Annotated in this window: 17 protein-coding genes; 6 read left to right on the top strand and 11 right to left on the bottom strand. The window is 34.1% G+C overall.

Translation table 11 applies throughout. The features are described from left to right. Positions 1-71: 71 nt before the first annotated feature. Both HM992_RS06315 and HM992_RS06310 read right to left on the bottom strand, forming a co-directional pair. The gene (locus HM992_RS06315) at positions 72-482 is read right to left on the bottom strand and encodes an RrF2 family transcriptional regulator (RefSeq protein ID WP_178985860.1); all 411 of its coding nucleotides are present in this window, start codon (positions 480-482) and stop codon (positions 72-74) included. 32 nt (positions 483-514) lie between these two features. Further along, a complete protein-coding gene (locus HM992_RS06310) occupies positions 515-1726 on the bottom strand; it encodes a polysaccharide lyase family 7 protein (protein WP_179319090.1) in 1212 nt (403 codons plus the stop codon). A gap of 440 nt (positions 1727-2166) precedes the next feature. Here HM992_RS06310 and metK point away from each other — a divergent pair, with 440 nt between their 5' ends. Further along, positions 2167-3456 (top strand): methionine adenosyltransferase, encoded by a 1290-nt coding sequence (gene metK, locus HM992_RS06305; protein WP_178985862.1) that lies wholly within the window; start codon positions 2167-2169, stop codon positions 3454-3456. Positions 3457-3563: 107 nt separating this feature from the next. On the opposite strand, the gene HM992_RS06300 is transcribed toward metK, so the two are convergent. Further along, positions 3564-4496: a dihydrofolate reductase gene (locus HM992_RS06300; RefSeq protein WP_179319089.1), complete on the bottom strand. Its 933-nt coding sequence runs from the start codon at positions 4494-4496 to the stop codon at positions 3564-3566. A gap of 297 nt (positions 4497-4793) precedes the next feature. Between HM992_RS06300 and HM992_RS06295 the strand changes: the two genes are divergently transcribed. Continuing rightward, positions 4794-5090 carry an isoamylase early set domain-containing protein gene (locus HM992_RS06295; RefSeq protein WP_178985864.1) on the top strand — a complete coding sequence of 99 codons (297 nt, stop codon included), beginning with the start codon at positions 4794-4796 and terminating at the stop codon, positions 5088-5090. A gap of 62 nt (positions 5091-5152) precedes the next feature. On the opposite strand, the gene HM992_RS06290 is transcribed toward HM992_RS06295, so the two are convergent. The 6 genes from HM992_RS06290 to HM992_RS06265 form a co-directional block, all read right to left on the bottom strand. Continuing rightward, positions 5153-5560, bottom strand: coding sequence for an energy transducer TonB (locus HM992_RS06290; RefSeq protein ID WP_179319088.1), 408 nt, complete (start codon positions 5558-5560; stop codon positions 5153-5155). A 9-nt stretch (positions 5561-5569) separates the two neighbouring features. Further along, on the bottom strand, positions 5570-6394 hold the full coding sequence (locus HM992_RS06285) for a thymidylate synthase (RefSeq protein ID WP_179319087.1): 825 nt from the start codon (positions 6392-6394) through the stop codon (positions 5570-5572). 159 nt (positions 6395-6553) lie between these two features. Continuing rightward, positions 6554-8395, bottom strand: a complete 1842-nt coding sequence (locus HM992_RS06280) for a NupC/NupG family nucleoside CNT transporter (protein ID WP_229720456.1) — start codon at positions 8393-8395, stop codon at positions 6554-6556. A gap of 17 nt (positions 8396-8412) precedes the next feature. Then, on the bottom strand, positions 8413-9030 hold the full coding sequence (locus HM992_RS06275) for a bifunctional nuclease family protein (protein WP_178985867.1): 618 nt from the start codon (positions 9028-9030) through the stop codon (positions 8413-8415). 281 nt (positions 9031-9311) lie between these two features. After that, on the bottom strand, positions 9312-10274 hold the full coding sequence (locus HM992_RS06270) for an electron transfer flavoprotein subunit alpha/FixB family protein (protein WP_179319086.1): 963 nt from the start codon (positions 10272-10274) through the stop codon (positions 9312-9314). 111 nt (positions 10275-10385) lie between these two features. Further along, positions 10386-11132, bottom strand: coding sequence for an electron transfer flavoprotein subunit beta/FixA family protein (locus tag HM992_RS06265; protein ID WP_178985869.1), 747 nt, complete (start codon positions 11130-11132; stop codon positions 10386-10388). Between the two features lie 318 nt (positions 11133-11450). Between HM992_RS06265 and HM992_RS06260 the strand changes: the two genes are divergently transcribed. Together HM992_RS06260 and HM992_RS06255 are read left to right on the top strand one after the other, a co-directional pair. After that, complete coding sequence (locus tag HM992_RS06260; RefSeq protein WP_178985870.1) at positions 11451-12428, top strand: pyruvate dehydrogenase complex E1 component subunit beta; 978 nt, start codon at positions 11451-11453, stop codon at positions 12426-12428. Between the two features lie 90 nt (positions 12429-12518). Beyond that, complete coding sequence (locus HM992_RS06255; RefSeq protein ID WP_179319085.1) at positions 12519-15029, top strand: DUF5686 family protein; 2511 nt, start codon at positions 12519-12521, stop codon at positions 15027-15029. A gap of 56 nt (positions 15030-15085) precedes the next feature. Here HM992_RS06255 and cysM read toward each other — a convergent pair whose 3' ends face one another. Both cysM and epsC read right to left on the bottom strand, forming a co-directional pair. Further along, positions 15086-15964, bottom strand: a complete 879-nt coding sequence (gene cysM / locus HM992_RS06250) for a cysteine synthase CysM (protein WP_179319084.1) — start codon at positions 15962-15964, stop codon at positions 15086-15088. Between the two features lies 1 nt (position 15965). Further along, positions 15966-16754 (bottom strand): serine O-acetyltransferase EpsC, encoded by a 789-nt coding sequence (gene epsC, locus HM992_RS06245; protein ID WP_179319083.1) that lies wholly within the window; start codon positions 16752-16754, stop codon positions 15966-15968. Positions 16755-17000: 246 nt separating this feature from the next. Between epsC and HM992_RS06240 the strand changes: the two genes are divergently transcribed. Together HM992_RS06240 and HM992_RS06235 are read left to right on the top strand one after the other, a co-directional pair. Continuing rightward, positions 17001-17528 carry an inorganic diphosphatase gene (locus HM992_RS06240; protein WP_178985874.1) on the top strand — a complete coding sequence of 176 codons (528 nt, stop codon included), beginning with the start codon at positions 17001-17003 and terminating at the stop codon, positions 17526-17528. A 145-nt stretch (positions 17529-17673) separates the two neighbouring features. Beyond that, entirely contained in the window at positions 17674-20094 is a 2421-nt protein-coding gene (locus tag HM992_RS06235) for a sodium-translocating pyrophosphatase (protein WP_179319082.1), read from the top strand. Positions 20095-20237 lie beyond the last annotated feature (143 nt).

The raw sequence follows: 20237 nt of genomic DNA, 5'->3' as shown, positions 1-20237 counted from the left end.
AAACATATAAATTTATTCCTAGTAATGCGGTAATTATTTCGAAAAAAATATTTAAAAAAAATGGAAATCTGCTAATTACACAAATCAGCTAATGTGGTATTTCGGAATATCTCTAATGTATTATCTCGGACTTTGAGCATTAATTTATTGACCGCACAAGCCTCTTCATCTATACAGTCCGCACATTTTTCGTAGAAATTTAAACTCACACACGGCACCATAGCAATGGGACCTTCTAATAATCGCATTACGGTTGTCATTTGAATTTCTTTAGGATCCTTTAATAAATAATAGCCTCCTCCTTTGCCTTTTTTTGAACCTAACAGACCATTTTTTCTTAAAGTCAATAATATACTTTCTAGAAACTTTTGAGAAATATTCTCGGATTTAGAAATCGTAGAAATTTGAACAGGAACTCTATCCTTCTCTCGTGCCAGGTACACCAAAGCTTTAATTCCGTATTTTGTTTTCTTTGAAAGCATTGTGCTATTATAAGTATTTAAAAAAGGATATACTAATTTGTAGTGTGTGATTTTTCTAAAGCATAAAAAGTTGCCTGTGCGTAATCATCATCATCTCCAGAATTATTCGCTTGATAAACGCCAGCTTTAAAATACATGTATTGTCCTCCAACATTAAAACCACTGTTTACCATATTTACGGTATGAACAACATCAGGTTTACCATCTCTAATTATCGTAACCGTTAAATCATCACCAACCACTTTTATCCTGTAACTAAATTTTTCGTTTAGCGCTATACCGTCTTCAGGATTAGATGCACTGTTACCTCTAGACCCTATCATTTCGTGCCATTGTTCCGCACCATTTCCATCTGTAGGTTCATGGGCAAAATAAATAGACCCTAAAGTGTTATTTGGTAATTTTCTGTAATATAAACGGATCGGTTCATCATCATTAGCATGTATTTGTCCGATAATAAATCTCCCTAAATGGCTATTATCACCAGTTGTTGTCACGTGGTTTACGGCAAGCGTTGCATTCATTTCTCCATCATAACCTGCCGCAGCATTTATGTCTGCAACGGGAGCAGTACCAAAAACCCAGTTATTTTCATTAACTCCTTGTGTACTTATACTCGTGTCTGTTCCTCTAAGCATTTCGCGTAACTCTACTCTTGTATAGCTTGTGTTTTCAGAAGTTCTAAAACCATCGACCGGACATTTAAAGACCATTCCGCCATCATCAGCTGTATAAAAATAATCGTTATTTTCATAACCATTGTTAATTTGACTCACAGTAATCGTTCTTGCAGTACCATTTCCTTGATTTTCAGGAATACTTAAATTCCAAGTAGATAAATCAAAATTTTCTGAAGGAGCCTTATTTGGGTCTAAATTTCCTGAGGTATCCTCTGATCCTACTTGCGTAACTATTAAAACTCTCGTAATATCACCAGCCTCAACAGTTACCAATCCAGAGCGATTATTAAATGTTGGATTGGCCTCTACAGAAATATCTATTACGGCATTATTAGTCCCAATTGATGGTGTTGTTGAAATCCAACTAGAATCATCAACTATACTCCAGTTTATATTGGATGTTACAGTAAATGATTGTGTTTCTTCGTTAGCAGAAAATACTGAAACCATAGATATTGCCAAACTATCTGCAACCACGTCGTCTTGCTCATCGGAATCGTTAGAACTGCAACTGAATAGAAATATGAAAATAATGAGCTTAAAAACAATGTGTAATACTTTCATAATTTGTTATTTTTTACAAAAATAACATCTAAACATCATAGAAACCTAAAAAACATCGATTTAGAAAGTGAAAATATAAAGAATTAAGTACCATTTAAACAAAAGCAAAAGGTTTTAAGATTTAAAAGGCGCTAACACTCTCATTTTTAGTGGTCACTTTTCAAGTTATACTTGACGTTCTAATGTAAAAAATACTTTCAAAATAATTCACGTACCATAATTAAATCATAAAAAAACTGAAATAAAATGACTTTCCATATAATTTTTCTACTTTTGCATCATCAAAATTGAGAGGAAAAATTTGATCTGATTGCAACCTCTGACGCCGAATTTAATTCAGCCGAAACAAAAAATGCTAAAGCAGTAAGTTTACAACTTCTCTAGCGACCAAGCAATCTGAAATTTTTCCGTAGATTTAATATAACCTAAACATAGGACTTATGCCATATTTATTTACTTCAGAGAGTGTATCTGAAGGACATCCAGACAAAGTAGCAGATCAAATTAGTGATGCTCTAATCGATAACTTTTTAGCTTTTGATCCAGAATCGAAAGTCGCATGCGAAACTTTAGTAACAACAGGACAAGTTATTCTAGCAGGTGAGGTAAACTCAAACACCTATTTAGACGTTCAAAAAATTGCAAGAGACACCATAAACAAAATAGGCTACACAAAAAGTGCGTATATGTTTGATGGTAATTCTTGTGGAGTTTTATCTGCCATACACGAGCAATCTGAAGAAATTAATCGTGGTGTAGATAGAGCTACTAAGGAAGAGCAAGGTGCAGGTGACCAAGGTATGATGTTTGGTTACGCTACCAACGAAACTGAAAATTATATGCCTTTAGCTTTAGATTTATCGCATAGAATTTTAAAAGAATTAGCAGAATTACGTCGTGAAAATAAGGATATAACGTATTTGAGACCAGATTCTAAAAGTCAGGTTACCATTGAGTATAGTGATGATAACACACCTCAACGTATCGATGCTATCGTAGTTTCCACTCAGCATGATGATTTCGTATTACCTAAATCGAATTCCAAAGCTGATGTTGCAGCTGCAGATGATGAAATGCTAGCTAAAATCAGAAAAGAGATTGTTGAAATTTTAATACCTAGAGTTATTGCTAAGTTGCCAGAACATATTCAGCAATTATTTAATGACGATATTACCTACCATATTAATCCAACCGGAAAATTTGTTATCGGTGGACCACATGGAGATACAGGTTTAACAGGTCGTAAGATTATTGTTGATACTTATGGAGGAAAAGGAGCACACGGAGGTGGAGCGTTTTCAGGAAAAGATCCAAGTAAAGTAGACCGTAGTGCGGCTTATGCAACAAGACATATTGCTAAGAATTTAGTGGCTGCAGGTTTATGTGACCAAATTTTAGTACAAGTTTCTTATGCTATTGGTGTTGCAAAACCAATGGGAATTTTTATTGATACTTATGGAACTTGTCATTTTAACTTAACTGATGGTGAAATTGCAAAAACAGTTGAAAAACTATTTGATATGCGACCAGCTTTTATTGAAGAACGCTTAAAACTGCGTCAACCAATGTATAGCGAAACAGCTGCATATGGACACATGGGAAGACAACACGAAACGGTTACCAAAACGTTCCAACAACCAAATGGAGACCCTATCACTTTAGATGTAGAGTTATTTACTTGGGAAAAGTTAGATTATGTTGATAAGGTAAAAGCTGCTTTTGAAATTTAGTAAGCGTCATCATAATAGATCATAAAAACACCCTAACTATATTTTAGTTAGGGTGTTTTATTTTGCATTAATTTTAGAAAAATGCAGTATATAAACGTTAAAATTTTCTACTTCTTAACATACGTAATAAAAGAAAACGAAAAGGCATGTTTCTCATCAGCATCATGAGTTGTTTTACTCACCTCTTGCCATTTCGTTTCATCTATTTCCGGAAAGAACGTATCAGCATTTTCGAAGTCAGCATGCACGCGAGTAATTTCAAGTTTATCTACAAAAGACATCGACTGCTTATAGATTTCACCACCACCAATAATAAAAGGTTGTTTATCTAACCTAGCAGCATCCAACGCATCATCTAGCGAGTTAACGACGATTACACCACTTGGAACTTTATAATCTTTTTGTCTCGTAATGACAATATGAGTTCTATTAGGTAAGGGTTTAGGAAAGCTCTCAAACGTTTTACGACCCATAATAATATGATGACCGTTTGTTAAAGATTTAAAACGTTTGAGGTCATCACTTAAATGCCAAATTAAATCATTGTCTTTACCAATAGCATTGTTTTCTCCTGCGGCAACAATAATTGTTAACTCAGAAGTCTTTTTTTTTTGTCCAATAATTGAAGTATCTTTTGCTTCAGAATAAACTTCTGTCTTCGCAATTTTAGTTTCCTCTTTTACAAAGTTCTGCTTTAACTTATCGATGCGTATTTCTTGTTGATTTACTAGTTTTTCAAGCTGCTGCTTTTCCCAGTCTTTACCCATAAATTTATTGGTAATAAAAACACTCACAAAGTGATAAATAAAAAGAAAAAACCATGCTAAAATCGCATATACAAACCAATCTACACCTGCAATTTTAAAATCCTTTCCAATTCCTAAAACGGTATTTGCTAAAATTAAAAATACTGCACCAATTAAAAAGATAACGAAATGAACATACAAACGCTTCTTTTGCCTAATGCGCTTTTGAGCATTTTCAATGAGCTCTAACTGGTCTTTATCTATAGTTGTAACTTGTTTTTTTTTGCTGAACATGATCGTAATTTAATAATATAAAGATACTTGTTTTTTTAGAAAATTGTTATTGTGATTTCAAGAGATTAACATATCGTAACAATCGAAAACGATATAGCTGATTATCAGCACCAAAGCAAATCGAAATTCTGTTATTAATCCTATAATATAAGGTGGTAAATATTACATTCTTAAATAAAAAATAATTCGTATTATACGAAATTGATAATTCTTTAGTTATAAGGCATTTAATCGATATTTTTTGTGCATTTCTTTTATATTTTTGTAAGCATAAATAAATTTATATTTTATATTATTATGGCAATCAAAAAACAGTATTTAAAAAGTAAGCCAGTTTGTAAGGTAACATTTTCTGTGCCTGCAGAAGAGGCAAAAAGTGTAGCAGTTGTTGGAAGCTTTAACGAGTGGAATACTGAAGCTACTGAACTAAAGAAATTAAAAAACGGAACCTTTAAAGGTACTGTTGATTTAGCAAGTGATAATTCTTACGAATTTAGATACCTTGTAGATGGTACTTACATCAATGATGATCAAGCAGATTCTTATGCATTCAACGAGTTTGCTGGTGAAGAAAATTGTGTAATCAATTTATAGACTACTTCTATAAAAACAAGACATTAAAAAGCATCTCAGTTTAGTTTGAGGTGCTTTTTCATTTACCCTAACAACCTAATCGTCATTAAAGCACTATAGCGTACCTCTATAGGTTCTCCATTACTTGTGCCTGGTGCTTTAAATTTTGGCATTCGTTTTATAAGCTGAATTACATCTACAGCAATCGCTTTATGATGCGCTTTAACATTAATTTGCTCTGTTCTACCTTTTTTATTGATGGTAAATTCTACATGAAATTGAGTGGTTAATTCCGTTGGAAAAACTTTATCTGCTAATTCATAATTAAAACTCACTTTGAGATAATCTATAATTTTATCTGAAGTACATTGCTTAGTGTCTTCAAAACTTAATTCTTGATTACACCCTCTATACACAGGATATGTTGCATCTTCCTTTTCTTGTGCACTCAAAAACAAGCCACAAAAAAATATAATAACGAAATTTCTCATCAAATAAATTTAAACGGCAACTTTACCTTTAATATGTGGATGTGGATTGTAGTCAACCAATGTAAAATCTTCAAATTTAAAGTCGAAAATATCTTTTACCTCAGGATTTAAAATCATTTTAGGTAAGGGTCTAATCTCTCTAGATAATTGCAACTCTAGTTGCTCCTTATGGTTGTTGTAAATATGAGCATCACCAAACGTATGGATAAAATCACCTGCTTCATAACCGCAAACTTGAGCCATCATCATTGTAAACAACGCATAAGATCCAATATTAAAAGGAACTCCTAAAAAAATGTCTGCACTACGTTGGTAGAGTTGGCAAGATAATTTTCCATCCGCAACATAAAACTGAAAAAACGCATGACAAGGAGGCAAAGCCGCTTTTCCATTCGCTACATTCTCAGAAAATGACTTTGAGGTGTCTGGTAAAACCGAAGGATTCCAAGCAGAAACCAACATTCTACGGCTGTTAGGATTATTTTTTAAGGTTTGAATGACTTCTTTGATCTGATCAATATCTTCGCTTGCCCAATTTCTCCATTGATGTCCATAAACGGGTCCAAGGTCTCCATTTTCATCAGCCCATTCGTTCCAAATTCTTACTCCATTCTCAGTAAGGTACTTGGTATTTGTATCACCTTTTAAAAACCAAAGTAATTCGTAAATAATAGATTTTAAATGTAACTTTTTAGTGGTTACCATAGGAAAACCTTCACTTAAATCGAAACGCATCTGATAGCCAAAAACACTTGTTGTGCCTGTACCTGTTCTATCTCCTTTGTCGTTTCCTTCTGCTAAAACATGCTTTACTAGGTCGTGATATTGTTTCATACTTATTTCCCACCAAAGTGGAAATGTCTTTAAATTAAACTGAAATCTTGAGGAATGAAATGCTAAAATAAGAATAGCAGAACTTATAGCGAAAATAAAAAAAAGCTTCAAATCATTAGACTTGAAGCTTTGTATAATATTAAAAGTTATTAACTAACTCTAACCAATTATCATTCCTGCAATAGTTGCAGAAACTAATGAAGCAAGTGTTCCTCCAATTAAAGCTTTGATACCAAATTTAGACAATTGTGTACGTTGGCCAGGTGCTAAAGATCCAATACCTCCAATTTGAATTCCTATAGACGCAAAGTTGGCAAAACCACATAACATATACGTGGCCATTATAATAGACTTTTCATAAGTTAAATGCGTTGCATTAGCTGCATTTTTTAAATCTGCTAATTGAATATAACCAATAAATTCACTTGCTGCTAATTTAATCCCAAGCAACTGCCCCATCAAAGCCATATCTTCTGCAGCAACACCAATTAACCACATTAACGGTGCAAAGAGATACCCTAAAAGAAATTCTAATGATAGACTGTCGTATGGAGTATTAGATGCTATGGTTTCATTAATTGACGTAAAATGCCAATCTATATTTAAGGCTGCAATAGTCATTCCATCAAATCCGGCAATACTCCCAAGTATTCCGTTAATCATTGCGATAAAAGCAACAAATACTAAAAGCATCGCACCAACATTTACAGCTAATTTCAAACCTTCTGTTGTTCCATTTGCTATGGCTTCTAAAATATTAGATCCAATTCTTTCTTGAGATACAGTAACATCTGTGTTTACTTTTTCTGTTTGCGGAAATAATATTTTAGAAATTACAATTGCTCCTGGTGCTGCCATGACAGAAGCGGCTAATAAATGTTTAGCATAAAACAATTGTAAAGCTTCATCTTCTCCACCTAAAAAGCCTATGTATGCTGCTAAAACTGCACCTGCAACGGTTGCCATTCCACCAATCATAACGAGGAGAATTTCAGACTTATTCATTTTTTCCAAATAAGCCTTTATCAATAAAGGTGCTTCAGTCTGACCTAAGAAAATATTCCCTGCAACGCTTAAACTTTCTGGTCCAGAAATCCCTAGTACTTTAGATAACAACCATCCCATTCCTTTTACAACTTTTTGAATCAATCCTAAATAAAACAGAACTGAAGTTAAGGCAGAGAAGAAGATAATGGTCGGTAATACTTGAAACGCAAATATGAAACCGAATGAGTTAATGTCTAACACTCCTCCAAATAGAAATTCGCTACCAGCTTGTGTAAAACCAAGAATTGCAATAAATCCTTGACCTATAAATTCGAAAAGGGTTTTAACAAAATCTACTTTTAAAACACCGATGGCAATTATCAACTGAAAAAGCAATCCGATTCCAACTGTTTTCCAGTTAATAGCTTTTCGGTTGCTACTAAACAAAAAGGCAATAAAAATTAATGTTACCATTCCTAAAACACCACGCCATAAACTGTTAAAAGTAAAACCTTCACTTCCAATTATAATATCATTAGTAGCTTCTTGTAGGAGGTAATCAGGATGCTCTTCTGATACATAAATTAGGACTTCATTATTTTTTCTTAATTTTAACGTAGTTCTATCTTGTACTAATACTTCATAATAAATATCTACAGTCGTTGGTACCTTTTGTTTAAAGACTAATAGGTTGTTATTCTGCAGCCAAATACCTTCATTAGAACTGCTATTAAGCACTGAAATATATTCACCATTTTTGTTAAGGGTCAAAAAATCTTTACCCTTAACAAATTCATTTTTGGCTAGAATACTATCCGGATAACTCTCGTATATGAGATATTCTGTTAATTGCCAATTATTAAGTTTTAAGTCTTCAATTTCAGATATTTGAATAGAAGCATCCTTAACATCTTCGACGTAAGTGGAATCAATTACAGGTTTTTGAAGTTCTTGTGCTGTAATTGTTGAAAGTCCAATGAAGATAGCAAGAAAAGCCTTGAAAAACTGATTCATAAAATAATAAGGATTGGTTAACGTTTAGAAATTTCGTCTCTTAATTTAGCAGCCGTTTCATAATCTTCATTATTCACGGCTTCATCTAAGAGTTTATTTAGTTCTTCAAGCGAAGTATTTTTATAACCTTCTTGTTCAGCAGATGCTGCTTCAATTTCTTCAACAATAAGGTCGTCTACAAGTATACTATCTTGTTCTTCTTCATCTTCCTTTTTAGGGTTGACTTTGAGATAGATCCCTGCTTTATCTAGAATATTTTTGTAAGTAAATATTGGTGCTTGAAAACGTAAAGCTAACGCAATAGCATCGCTAGTTCTGGCATCTATAATCTCTTCAATTTTATCGCGTTCGCAAATTAAACTTGAATAGAAAACACCATCAACTAACTTATGAATAATAACTTGTTTAACAACAATATCGAATCTATCGGAGAAATTTTTGAATAAATCGTGAGTTAGAGGACGTGGAGGGCGAATTTCCTTCTCCAAAGCAATAGCAATAGATTGGGCCTCGAAAGCACCAATAACTATTGGCAATTTTCGGTCACCATCAACTTCATTAAGTATTAAAGCGTAGGCACCATTTTGGGTTTGACTGTAAGAAATGCCTTTTATATTTAAACGAACTAAACTCATAATTTATAAAACACAAAGAACTGTTTAAATTTGGACTTTACCAACTGCATTGTGCAGATTTGGTTAATTTTCCTGATACTTTCGATAAAACGTAAGTGAACAGAGAGCTTTAAAATTTAATCAGGCTTTATTGATACCTCATCGATTGGATTGGAATTAGGATTTTAAAGGTAATAAAAAAAAACCTCTGAGCAAGCTTAGAGGTTTTTAAACTAAGATTCATTAGCTCTACTAATTTAAATACGTCACGCTATAACGGTTTAAATCAGCGATTCACTAAATTATGCGTTTGCAGCTTTAAACGCTTTTAACTTTTCAATTAATTTTGGTACAACTTCAAAAGCATCACCTACCACTCCATAATCTGCAGCCTTAAAGAAAGGTGCCTCTGGATCTGTGTTAATTACAACTTTTACTTTAGATGAATTGATACCTGCTAAATGCTGAATCGCTCCAGAAATACCAATGGCTATATATAAATTAGAGGCTACAGGTTTCCCTGTTTGTCCAACGTGTTCACCGTGTGGTCTCCATCCTAAATCAGAAACTGGCTTAGAGCAAGCTGTTGCTGCTCCTAAAACTTCTGCAAGTTCTTCTATCATTCCCCAGTTTTCAGGTCCTTTTAATCCTCTTCCCCCAGAAACAACGATCTCTGCATCAGCAATACTTACTTTATCGGTTGCTTTATCTACAGACTCAACAGTAACTCCAGACTCTGGAATTGAAGGAGAAAAGTCTTCAACTGAAGCACTACCTCCAGATTCTACCAACCCAAACGAATTATTAGATAAACCAACAATTTTTACATCCGTAGTTATTTCTGTATTAGCAAATGCTTTATTTGTAAATGCTGAATGTTTTACTGTAAATGGTGACACGTTTGATGGTGCAGCAACAACATTAGACACATATCCTGCATCTAAACCTACAGCTAATAAAGGCGCTAAATATTTACTATCTGCACTTGCGCTTACGACCACTACTTTTGAGCCTTCATTTTTTGCTGCATTTTCAACAATAGCTGCATATTTTTTAGCATTAAACGCTTTTAAAGACTCGTCTTTTACTAAAAGTACTTTTGACGCTCCGTAGTTTCCAAGTGTTTCTGCATTATCTGCATTAACAGCAACTGCAGTTACTGAAGTCCCCATTTGGTCTGCAACAGCCTTAGCGTAAGACACCACTTCTAAAGCTGCCTTTTTAAATTTTCCGTTTTCGGACTCTGTATATACTAGAATTGACATAATGTTTGTTTTTGTCATTCCTGCGAAAGCAGGAATCTATGTTGTTATAATTTATTTTATGGATCAGCATGCGCTGAATCTTCGATTTCCTGCCGACGCAGGAATGACAGATTAAATCACTTTAGCTTCATTATGAAGTAAGTTTACTAACTCATCTATATTATCGGCATCAACCAATTTAACAGCACCTTTAGGAGCTGGTTTTTCAAAGCTTACAGCATTCGTTTCTGTAGTAGCATCTATGGGTTCTACAACTGTTAAAGGTTTTTTACGAGCCATCATAATACCTCTCATATTTGGGATACGAAGATCACTTTCTTCAACCAATCCTTTTTGTCCCCCAATTACTAATGGTAAAGATGTACTCACAGTTTCTTTTCCTCCATCGATTTCTCTAACCGCTTTTGCGCTAGTACCATCCACTTCTAAACTTATACAATTAGTTACAAAATTAGCACCAATCATTGCTGCCAACATTCCTGGAACCATCGTTCCATTATAGTCAATAGACTCTCTACCAGCAATAACTAAATCGTAACCACCGTCATTAACAACTTTAGCTAATTGTTTAGCAACGGCATAACCATCTGTAGCAGGCGTATTTACTCTTATTGCAGAATCTGCACCAATGGCTAAGGCCTTTCTTAGAGTAGGTTCTGTTTCTGATCCACCAACATTAACCACATCAACACTTGCTCCTTGTTTTTCTTTAAACCACATGGCACGTGTTAGACCAAATTCATCATTAGGATTAATCACATATTGCACACCATTGGTGTCAAATTTTGTATCACCATCCGTAAAATTAATTTTTGAGGTTGTATCAGGAACATGACTAATACATACTAATATTTTCATATATAAATGATTTATTTTAAACGTCTTTTTTCTTGAGTACGAAGATAAAAATAATAATTTGAATTTTACTATGCGTGCATAATAAAATTTTCATAAAACTTAATTTAAAGCACTTTTAGTATTAATATTTCAAAAAATTAAAGATTTTCTGATGATAATACGACATTTTCACCTTCCTAAAACAAAAACGCAATTGTAGATAATCATAGAAATCATAAAAAAAATGAATCTTCGTGAATTTTTATTTTTTCACCCTACTTTTAATGTCATTATATAGTCAATAATTATTATTTTTGCTACTCGACAAAAAATAAGAACATGAAGACAATTCAATTTAGAGAAGCTATTTGTGAAGCCATGAGCGAAGAAATGCGCAGAGATGAGAGTGTTTATCTTATGGGTGAAGAAGTAGCAGAATACAATGGTGCATATAAAGCATCAAAAGGTATGTTGGACGAATTTGGCGCAAAACGCGTTATAGATACTCCTATTGCAGAACTTGGTTTTGCAGGTATTGCTATCGGGTCTACAATGACCGGAAATAGACCGATTGTAGAATATATGACGTTTAACTTCTCTTTAGTTGGTATTGACCAAATTATAAATAATGCGGCTAAAATTAGACAAATGTCTGGTGGCCAATTTAAATGTCCTATTGTATTTAGAGGCCCAACAGCTTCTGCAGGGCAATTAGGCGCAACTCACTCGCAAGCTTTTGAAAATTGGTTTGCTAACACTCCAGGTTTAAAAGTGGTTGTCCCTTCAAATCCTTATGATGCAAAAGGGTTGTTAAAAGCTGCCATTAGAGATGATGATCCGGTTATTTTTATGGAGAGTGAGCAAATGTATGGTGATAAAGGTGAAGTTCCAGAAGGAGAATATGTCTTACCAATTGGAGTTGCTGAAATTAAACGTGAAGGTACAGATGTTACTATCGTATCTTTTGGTAAAATCATAAAAGAAGCCTATAAAGCTGCAGACGAATTAGAAAAAGAAGGTATTTCTTGCGAGATCATAGATTTACGTACTGTTCGTCCTATGGATAGAGCTGCGATTTTAAAATCTGTTAAGAAAACAAACCGTTTGGTTGTTTTAGAAGAAGCATGGCCTTTTGGAAATGTGGCTACTGAAATCACATACTTGGTACAATCTGAAGCGTTTGACTACTTAGATGCTCCAATTATTAAAATAAACACAGCAGACACACCTGCTCCTTATTCACCTGTATTATTAGCAGAATGGTTGCCTAACAGCGATGATGTTGTTAAAGCAGTAAAAAAAGTAATGTACAAATAAATAAATTGCAGATATCTGCGTTTAATAAACTTCATTAGTAACCCTCTAACTTATGTTTAGCACGGTTGTTGATGAAGTTTGTTATTTAATATGAAACTAAAACTACTTATCCCATTTCTTATACTTGGCTTTTTTTCTGCCGTAGCGCAGACTAAAGTTAGTGGACACGTTATTGACGAAAATAACGTACCTATTCCATTTGTCAATGTCTTATTCAAAGGCTCTACCGAAGGTACTATTACCAATGAAGACGGTAAGTTTTACTTAGAATCTGAAGAGAATTGGAGCGATTTAATTATTTCATTTATAGGGTTTCAAACCTTAGACATACCATTAACAAAACGGGTAAACTACGAATTAAAATTCACGCTTAAAGAGGAAGCATCATCGCTAGATGAAGTGCTTATTGTTACAGGAAAACAATCTAAAAAAGCCTCAGAAAATCCAGCTATAAGAATTCTTAAAAAGATTTGGGAACGTAAACGCCATAATGGCTTAAGTCAGTTTAAGCAATACGAGTACGATCAGTACGAAAAAGTAGAATTTGACCTCAACACTATTGACAGTGCCTTAATAAAGAGTAAGCTTTTTAAAGGTATGGAATTCGTTTTTAACGAAGTTGACACCTCTAAAGTTACGGGGAAAACGTATTTACCAATTTTCTTAAATGAATCCGTAAAGAAAATCTCTGGAGATAACATCCTTAACAAGGAACACGAAGATTTAAAAGGAAATAAAAACTCAGGATTCAGCAATAACCAAACTATTATAGATTTTATTGACGACCTCTATTCTGAATATAATGTTTATGATAATTACTTAAAGTTCTTCGATAAAAGTTTTGTGAGTCCGTTGAGTAGAACGGGAGTTCAAACCTATAACTACGTTTTATCGGATAGCGCTTTTATAGATAACAAATGGTGTTACAATATTATTTATTACCCTAGGAGAAAAAACGAATTGACTTTTAAAGGTGATTTCTGGGTAAATGATTCAACTTACGCTATTAAAGAAATTAACCTTCAAGCATCAAAAAGTGCGAATATCAACTGGGTGAAGGAAATTTATATCGAACAAGAGTTTGAAGTATTGAATGATTCCGTATTTCTGATTAAACGCGATTATTTCCTTTCAGACTTTGCCATGAATAAAAAGGAAATGTCACGAGGTGTTTATGGTAAACGTACGACCATCTATGATAATTACGAATTTGATCAACCTAAAGATCCTAAGTCTTATGATAAGGTTGTTTATAATTATGATGAAGATGTCTATAACCGAGAGGATGATTTTTGGCAAACCAACAGACTTGAAGTCTTAAGTAAAGATGAAAAAGGCGTTTACAAAATGTTGGATACCCTTAAAACGGTTAAAAAATTTAAACGCATTTATAATTTAGCAAGCATTCTTGGATCGGGTTATATAGAATTTCCTAGTTTGAATCTCGATTACGGTCCTATTTTCTCAACCTTTGGCTATAATGAAGTTGAAGGTGTGAGACTACGAACAGGAGGAAGAACATACTTTGGTCCTAACGATTTATGGAGAATTGAAGGCTTCTTAGCTTATGGACTTAAAGACGATAAATTTAAATATGGTATTTCAGGGAAGTGGTTAGTAGATAAGCGAACTCGACTTACCCTTTTTGGTGGCAACAGACGCGATGTAGAACAAATTGGAGCTAGTTTAACAAGTTCTTCTGATGTCTTAGGTCGTAGCTTAGCCTCATCAGCTGTTATTGGTACAGGAACAAATGACAAACTTTCAAACATCAACTTAACAAATTTTGGAGCTTCAATTGAGCCGTCTCGGAATTTTGAAGTGCGTATTGATGGAAGTTTCCGCACCATAAGTTCGGCATCACCAACATTTAGCTTAGATTATAATGATCCAGAAGCACTATCTGGAGTGTCATCTGAAATTAAACAATTTGAATCGAGACTGTCATTAGGCTATTTCCCAAAACGTCAAATGACAGGTTTTGGAGTCGAACGAAAACATAAGAATGATAATTTTGCCAGACTTTTTGCACAAGTAAGCCGTGGAGATCGCGATTGGTTTGATAGTGATTTTGACTATACCAAAGTTCAGTTTTCATATATTCAACCATGGCAAGTTGGAGGTTTCGGTAGATTAGTTACTTCTGTAGAATTAGGTAAAACATTTGGAGAAGTACCGTTAGGATTGTTGAGTGTTGTTCCTGGTAACCAATCCTATTTCTCAATTTATAATACGTTTACGCAATTGGATTATTACGAGTTTGTTACTGACACCTATAGCTCTGTGCATTTAGAACACAATTTTAATGGTCGTATTTTTTCTCGCATTCCCTTCTTAAAAAAATATAACTTAAGAGCTATTTTAGGGTTAAGAGGTGTTTGGGGAGAACTCTCTGATGAAAACATGGCTTTAAACAGTACAGGTAATCCAATGGAAATTCCTTTAGTAGCGCCAGACACACGCATGTATTACGAATACAGTTTTGGTGTGGCTAACATTTTTAAAGTATTGCGCTTAGACTTTAACTTTAGAGGTAATTACTTAGACCGACCAAATGCAAGACCTTTTGGAGTTACTGGTAGTTTTGGATTCTATTTCTAACAAAAGGTAATTCTCTTATTTGAAGATTGATTTAATGAGTTAATAAGGCAGTTGATTTACTCAAATAAATCAGACGACAAATAGCGATCACCTCGATCGCAAATAATACAAACTACAATTCCACTTTCTAAGGTTTTAGCTAATTTTAAAGCTGCTGCTGTAGCACCTCCACTACTCATTCCTGCTAAGATGCCTTCTTCTTTTGCTAATCGTCGTGTCATTTCTATGGCTTCATCTTTACTGACTTCTATTGTTTGGTCCACTTTAGAAGCATCAAATATTTTAGGCAAATATTCTAAAGGCCATTTTCGTATACCAGGTATTTTAGAACCGTCTGTTGGTTGTACACCTACAATTTTTACCTCAGCATTTTGTTCTTTCAAAAACGTAGAGGTTCCCATTATAGTGCCTGTTGTTCCCATTGAAGACACAAAATGTGTAATAGCACCTTCGGTATCTCTCCAAATTTCAGGCCCAGTAGTTTTATAATGAGCTTTCCAATTATCCTCATTAGCAAATTGATTAAATGAAAAATAACCTTCATTTTCAACTTTGTTCGTGGCATAATCTCTAGCTCCTTCAATTCCTTCTGGATGTAAGGTAACTTTTGCCCCATAAGCACGCATGGTTTGCACACGTTCTTTGGTTGCTGTATCTGGCATTACAAGTTCAATATTTAGTTTAAAAACACTACAAATCATTGCTAAAGCAATTCCTGTATTTCCACTAGTCGCTTCAATCAATTTAGACGATGCATTAATGCGATTAGAATCTAAAGCACTTTTAATCATATTGTAAGCGGCTCTATCTTTTACACTACCACCTGGATTATTGCCTTCTAATTTAAAATACAAACTTACATTTGGATTCTTATTTAATGCTATTGACTTTACAAGAGGTGTATTGCCTATTTGCTCTATTAATGTATTGTTCATATTACTTTTTTAATTTTGCAAAAATTTCAACCTGATGATTGTGTGTCACGATAGAGTTTTCTGGAATAGACTCCGTTAACCATGTGTTACCACCAATCACAGAATTTTCACCAATAATCGTATTCCCTCCCAAAATTGTTGCGTTAGCATAAATGGTAACATTCGCTTCAATTGTAGGATGGCGCTTTGTATTTTGATGTTGTTTTTTAACCGTTAGCGCACCTAAAGTTACACCTTGATAAACTTTAACGTTATTATGTATCTCTGTAGTTTCACCAATCACAACACCTGTACCATGATCAATAAAGAATGAAGCACCAATTGTAGCACCAGGATGTATATCTATACCTGTAATACTATGAGCATATTCCGTCATTAATCTTGGTATTAACGGCAACTTCAATTTATAAAAAACTCTTGCCATCCTATAAATAGAAATTGCAAAAAAACCAGGATAGGCTATATATATTTCCTCTATAGATTGCGATGCAGGATCATTATTATAAATAGCATCAGCATCTTTTTTTAAACTAGAATACAAATCTGGAATATTAGCTTTAAAATCATCCCAACGCTTGCAAGGCATATCTTTGATTTGTGGACAAGCCCTATTTCTTATCGAAATAAAAAGTATTTCGAGTTCTTCTAAAGCGTGCTCAGCATTTGTATCACAATCATAAAAAGCTTTAAACAGAAGTTTTGTAAAGCGTTCTGAATCCTCCTTTAAAGTCATAGACACTTTAATGGTTTCCTTATGTTGATTTATAACTTTGATTACATTCGAATTCATACTTAAATAACTATTTTAAATGTCGCATCATTACAATAAACATTACAGATGAAACGAAATTAGTAAAACAATTTGAATAAGAAATTTAGTTTTTAGAAAAAAGACAAGTTATACGTATACATAAACTGAAAACATAATTAATTGCCTAACTCACACAATATACTATCTTTGCAGTACTTAACGGTTTTATAGAAATTATAATAACGGTTCTAATTAAAAAAAGAACACCCAAATACAATTTAAAATATGTCAGAATCAGAAGATTTAACTTTCGATGTACTCATTGAAATACCTAAAGGAAGTCGTAATAAATATGAATACGATTTTACATTACATAAAATACGTTTCGATCGTATGCTTTTTTCATCTATGATGTATCCTGGTGATTATGGCTTTATTCCAGAAACATTAGCTTTAGATAGTGACCCTTTAGACGTTTTAGTTTTAGGACATCAACCAACTTATCCAATGGTAGTAATGGAAGTAAGACCAATTGGTGTTTTCCATATGACAGATGAAAAAGGACCTGATGAAAAAATTATTTGTGTACCAGTTTCAGATCCAATTTGGAGTAACAATAAAGATATAAGCGATTTAAACCCACATAGATTAAAAGAAATCGAGCACTTTTTCCGTGTATATAAAGACTTAGAGAAAAAGAAAGTTGATGTTGGTGGATGGGGAGATGCAGCAGAAGCTGTAAAGATTTATCATGAATGTGTACAACGTTACGATGACAGCGAACATAAAAAGAAACGCACCTTTACGATTTAAGATTCTGATTTAGAAATCCTAAATTTTTCAACTCTAAACTAATAAAAAAGCAATATCAAGTAATTGATATTGCTTTTTTCGTAAAATATAATTCATTTTACTACTTTTGCCCAGCTAAAAACTAATCAAATAAAAAATATATAATATGGAGTCAATGATGATTTACATGCCAATAGCATTGGCACTTTTAGGCTTAATCTATATGCTTATTAAGAAGTCTTGGGTTATGAAACAAGATGCTGGAGATGGTAAGATGAAAGAAATTTCAGATCATATTTATGAAGGTGCATTAGCCTTCTTAAATGCTGAATATAAGTTACTAGCTATTTTCGTAGTCATAGTAAGTATATTATTGGCCGTTGTTTCATTCATAGTACCCACAACGCATTGGTTAATCGTAATTGCTTTTATTTTCGGAGCTGTATTTTCTGCATTCGCAGGAAACATTGGAATGAAAATAGCAACCAAAACAAACGTAAGAACAACACAAGCTGCACGTACAAGTTTACCAAATGCACTAAAAGTATCTTTTGGTGGTGGAACTGTAATGGGATTAGGTGTTGCTGGTCTTGCCGTTTTAGGATTAACAGCATTTTTCATATTCTTCTTTTGGTTCTTTATGGGAAGTGAATGGACCAACACAATGGATATGACCATCGTATTAGAAACACTTGCTGGTTTCTCTCTTGGTGCTGAATCTATCGCATTATTCGCAAGAGTTGGTGGAGGGATATACACTAAAGCTGCCGATGTAGGTGCCGATTTAGTTGGTAAGGTTGAAGCTGGTATTCCAGAAGATGACCCTCGTAATCCTGCTACTATCGCAGACAACGTTGGTGATAATGTAGGTGATGTTGCAGGTATGGGAGCCGATTTATTTGGTTCTTATGTAGCGACTGTATTAGCAGCCATGGTTCTCGGTAATTATGTCATTAAAGATATGGGAGGATCAATCTCCGATGCTTTTGGAGGTATTGGACCAATCTTATTACCAATGTCAATTGCTGGTGTAGGAATTATTATTTCTATCATCGGAACCATGTTAGTAAAAATAAAAAGTAATGACGCCAAAGAAGCTCAGGTTATGGGAGCTTTAAATATTGGTAACTGGACATCTATTATTTTAGTAGCTGTAGCATGTTTCGGATTAGTAACATGGATGTTACCTGAGACCATGCAAATGAATTTCTTTGGAGAAGGTTTACAAGAGATTTCTTCAATGCGTGTGTTCTATGCGACCTTAGTAGGTTTAGTCGTAGGAGCGGTTATTTCTTCAGTTACGGAATATTACACTGGTCTAGGTAAAAAACCAATTTTAAATATCGTACAACAGTCAAGTACTGGAGCAGGAACCAACATCATCGCAGGTTTAGCAACAGGTATGATTTCTACATTCCCATCCGTATTATTATTTGCTGGAGCTATTTGGGCATCTTATGCATTTGCTGGTTTCTACGGAGTAGCTTTAGCGGCTTCTGCAATGATGGCAACAACCGCTATGCAATTAGCGATTGATGCTTTTGGACCAATTTCTGACAATGCAGGTGGTATTGCTGAAATGAGTGAGCAAGAACCTATCGTTAGAGAACGTACAGACATATTAGATTCTGTTGGTAACACAACAGCTGCAACAGGAAAAGGTTTTGCTATCGCTTCTGCGGCATTAACATCATTAGCTTTATTTGCTGCGTACGTTACTTTTACAGGAATTGATGGTATTAACATCTTTAAGGCACCTGTTTTAGCGATGCTATTTGTTGGTGGTATGGTACCAGTAGTATTCTCGGCTTTGGCAATGAATGCTGTAGGAAAAGCCGCTATGGAAATGGTTGAGGAAGTACGTCGTCAGTTTAGAGACATTCCAGGTATTATGGAAGGTACAGGAAAACCAGAATACGATAAGTGTGTGGCAATTTCTACAGAAGCCTCTTTAAAAGAAATGATGTTACCGGGTTTATTAACTATTGGTTTCCCATTAGCAATTGCATTTATTCCAATGATTTTCGGCATGAACCCTTTAGCTATCGCAGAAATGTTAGGTGGCTATATGGCTGGTGTTACCGTTTCTGGTGTGCTATGGGCAATCTTCCAAAATAATGCTGGTGGAGCTTGGGATAATGCTAAAAAATCTTTTGAAGCTGGAGTTGAAATTAATGGTGAAATGACATTTAAAGGTTCTGAAGCTCACAAAGCTGCTGTAACTGGTGATACCGTTGGTGACCCGTTTAAAGATACATCTGGTCCTTCAATGAACATCTTAATTAAGTTAACCTGTTTAATTGGTTTAGTCATTGCTCCTATTTTAGGTGGACATGCTGATGAAACCGGTTTCGCAAATGATGACACAGAAGTATCTATTGAAATGACAGTGGACTCTCAAGATTTAGCTAAAGCCACCGTTAATTATTCCACTATAAAAGAAGGAAAGAAAACCTCTGAAGTTATTATTTTCGAAGGTACACAGGTTGAAGTTAAAAAAGAATTAAATGCTTTTGAAGCATCACTTAGAAACGAAGCTGATGACGTTATAAAAGTTATTGAAAAAGTAGATATTTCTAAAAGTTAAATCTTAGAAATACACTAATTTAAAAACCCTCAACATTTTGCATAATGTTGAGGGTTTTTCGTTTTATAAAATTGAAAAAAGTAGGAATTTAATCCATTGAATTGTTTTATAAGTGAGACGTTAAACAACAATCAAAATCAATT

This window comes from Winogradskyella helgolandensis (genome assembly GCF_013404085.1).
Classification (GTDB): domain Bacteria; phylum Bacteroidota; class Bacteroidia; order Flavobacteriales; family Flavobacteriaceae; genus Winogradskyella; species Winogradskyella helgolandensis.
Note: the sequence above shows the minus strand (reverse complement) of the source record. Positions and strands in the feature narration are given on the sequence as shown.

Coding starts and splice junctions, on each gene's coding strand:
- HM992_RS06240 (WP_178985874.1), top strand. CDS start 17,001: ATGTCAGAATCAGAAGATTTAACTTTCGATGTACTCATTGAAATACCT.
- HM992_RS06280 (WP_229720456.1), bottom strand. CDS start 8,395: ATGAATCAGTTTTTCAAGGCTTTTCTTGCTATCTTCATTGGACTTTCA.
- HM992_RS06260 (WP_178985870.1), top strand. CDS start 11,451: ATGAAGACAATTCAATTTAGAGAAGCTATTTGTGAAGCCATGAGCGAA.
- HM992_RS06290 (WP_179319088.1), bottom strand. CDS start 5,560: ATGAGAAATTTCGTTATTATATTTTTTTGTGGCTTGTTTTTGAGTGCA.
- HM992_RS06285 (WP_179319087.1), bottom strand. CDS start 6,394: ATGAAACAATATCACGACCTAGTAAAGCATGTTTTAGCAGAAGGAAAC.
- HM992_RS06315 (WP_178985860.1), bottom strand. CDS start 482: ATGCTTTCAAAGAAAACAAAATACGGAATTAAAGCTTTGGTGTACCTG.
- cysM (WP_179319084.1), bottom strand. CDS start 15,964: ATGAACAATACATTAATAGAGCAAATAGGCAATACACCTCTTGTAAAG.
- HM992_RS06310 (WP_179319090.1), bottom strand. CDS start 1,726: ATGAAAGTATTACACATTGTTTTTAAGCTCATTATTTTCATATTTCTA.
- HM992_RS06270 (WP_179319086.1), bottom strand. CDS start 10,274: ATGTCAATTCTAGTATATACAGAGTCCGAAAACGGAAAATTTAAAAAG.
- HM992_RS06300 (WP_179319089.1), bottom strand. CDS start 4,496: ATGTTCAGCAAAAAAAAACAAGTTACAACTATAGATAAAGACCAGTTA.
- HM992_RS06235 (WP_179319082.1), top strand. CDS start 17,674: ATGGAGTCAATGATGATTTACATGCCAATAGCATTGGCACTTTTAGGC.
- epsC (WP_179319083.1), bottom strand. CDS start 16,754: ATGAATTCGAATGTAATCAAAGTTATAAATCAACATAAGGAAACCATT.
- HM992_RS06255 (WP_179319085.1), top strand. CDS start 12,519: ATGAAACTAAAACTACTTATCCCATTTCTTATACTTGGCTTTTTTTCT.
- HM992_RS06265 (WP_178985869.1), bottom strand. CDS start 11,132: ATGAAAATATTAGTATGTATTAGTCATGTTCCTGATACAACCTCAAAA.
- HM992_RS06275 (WP_178985867.1), bottom strand. CDS start 9,030: ATGAGTTTAGTTCGTTTAAATATAAAAGGCATTTCTTACAGTCAAACC.
- metK (WP_178985862.1), top strand. CDS start 2,167: ATGCCATATTTATTTACTTCAGAGAGTGTATCTGAAGGACATCCAGAC.
- HM992_RS06295 (WP_178985864.1), top strand. CDS start 4,794: ATGGCAATCAAAAAACAGTATTTAAAAAGTAAGCCAGTTTGTAAGGTA.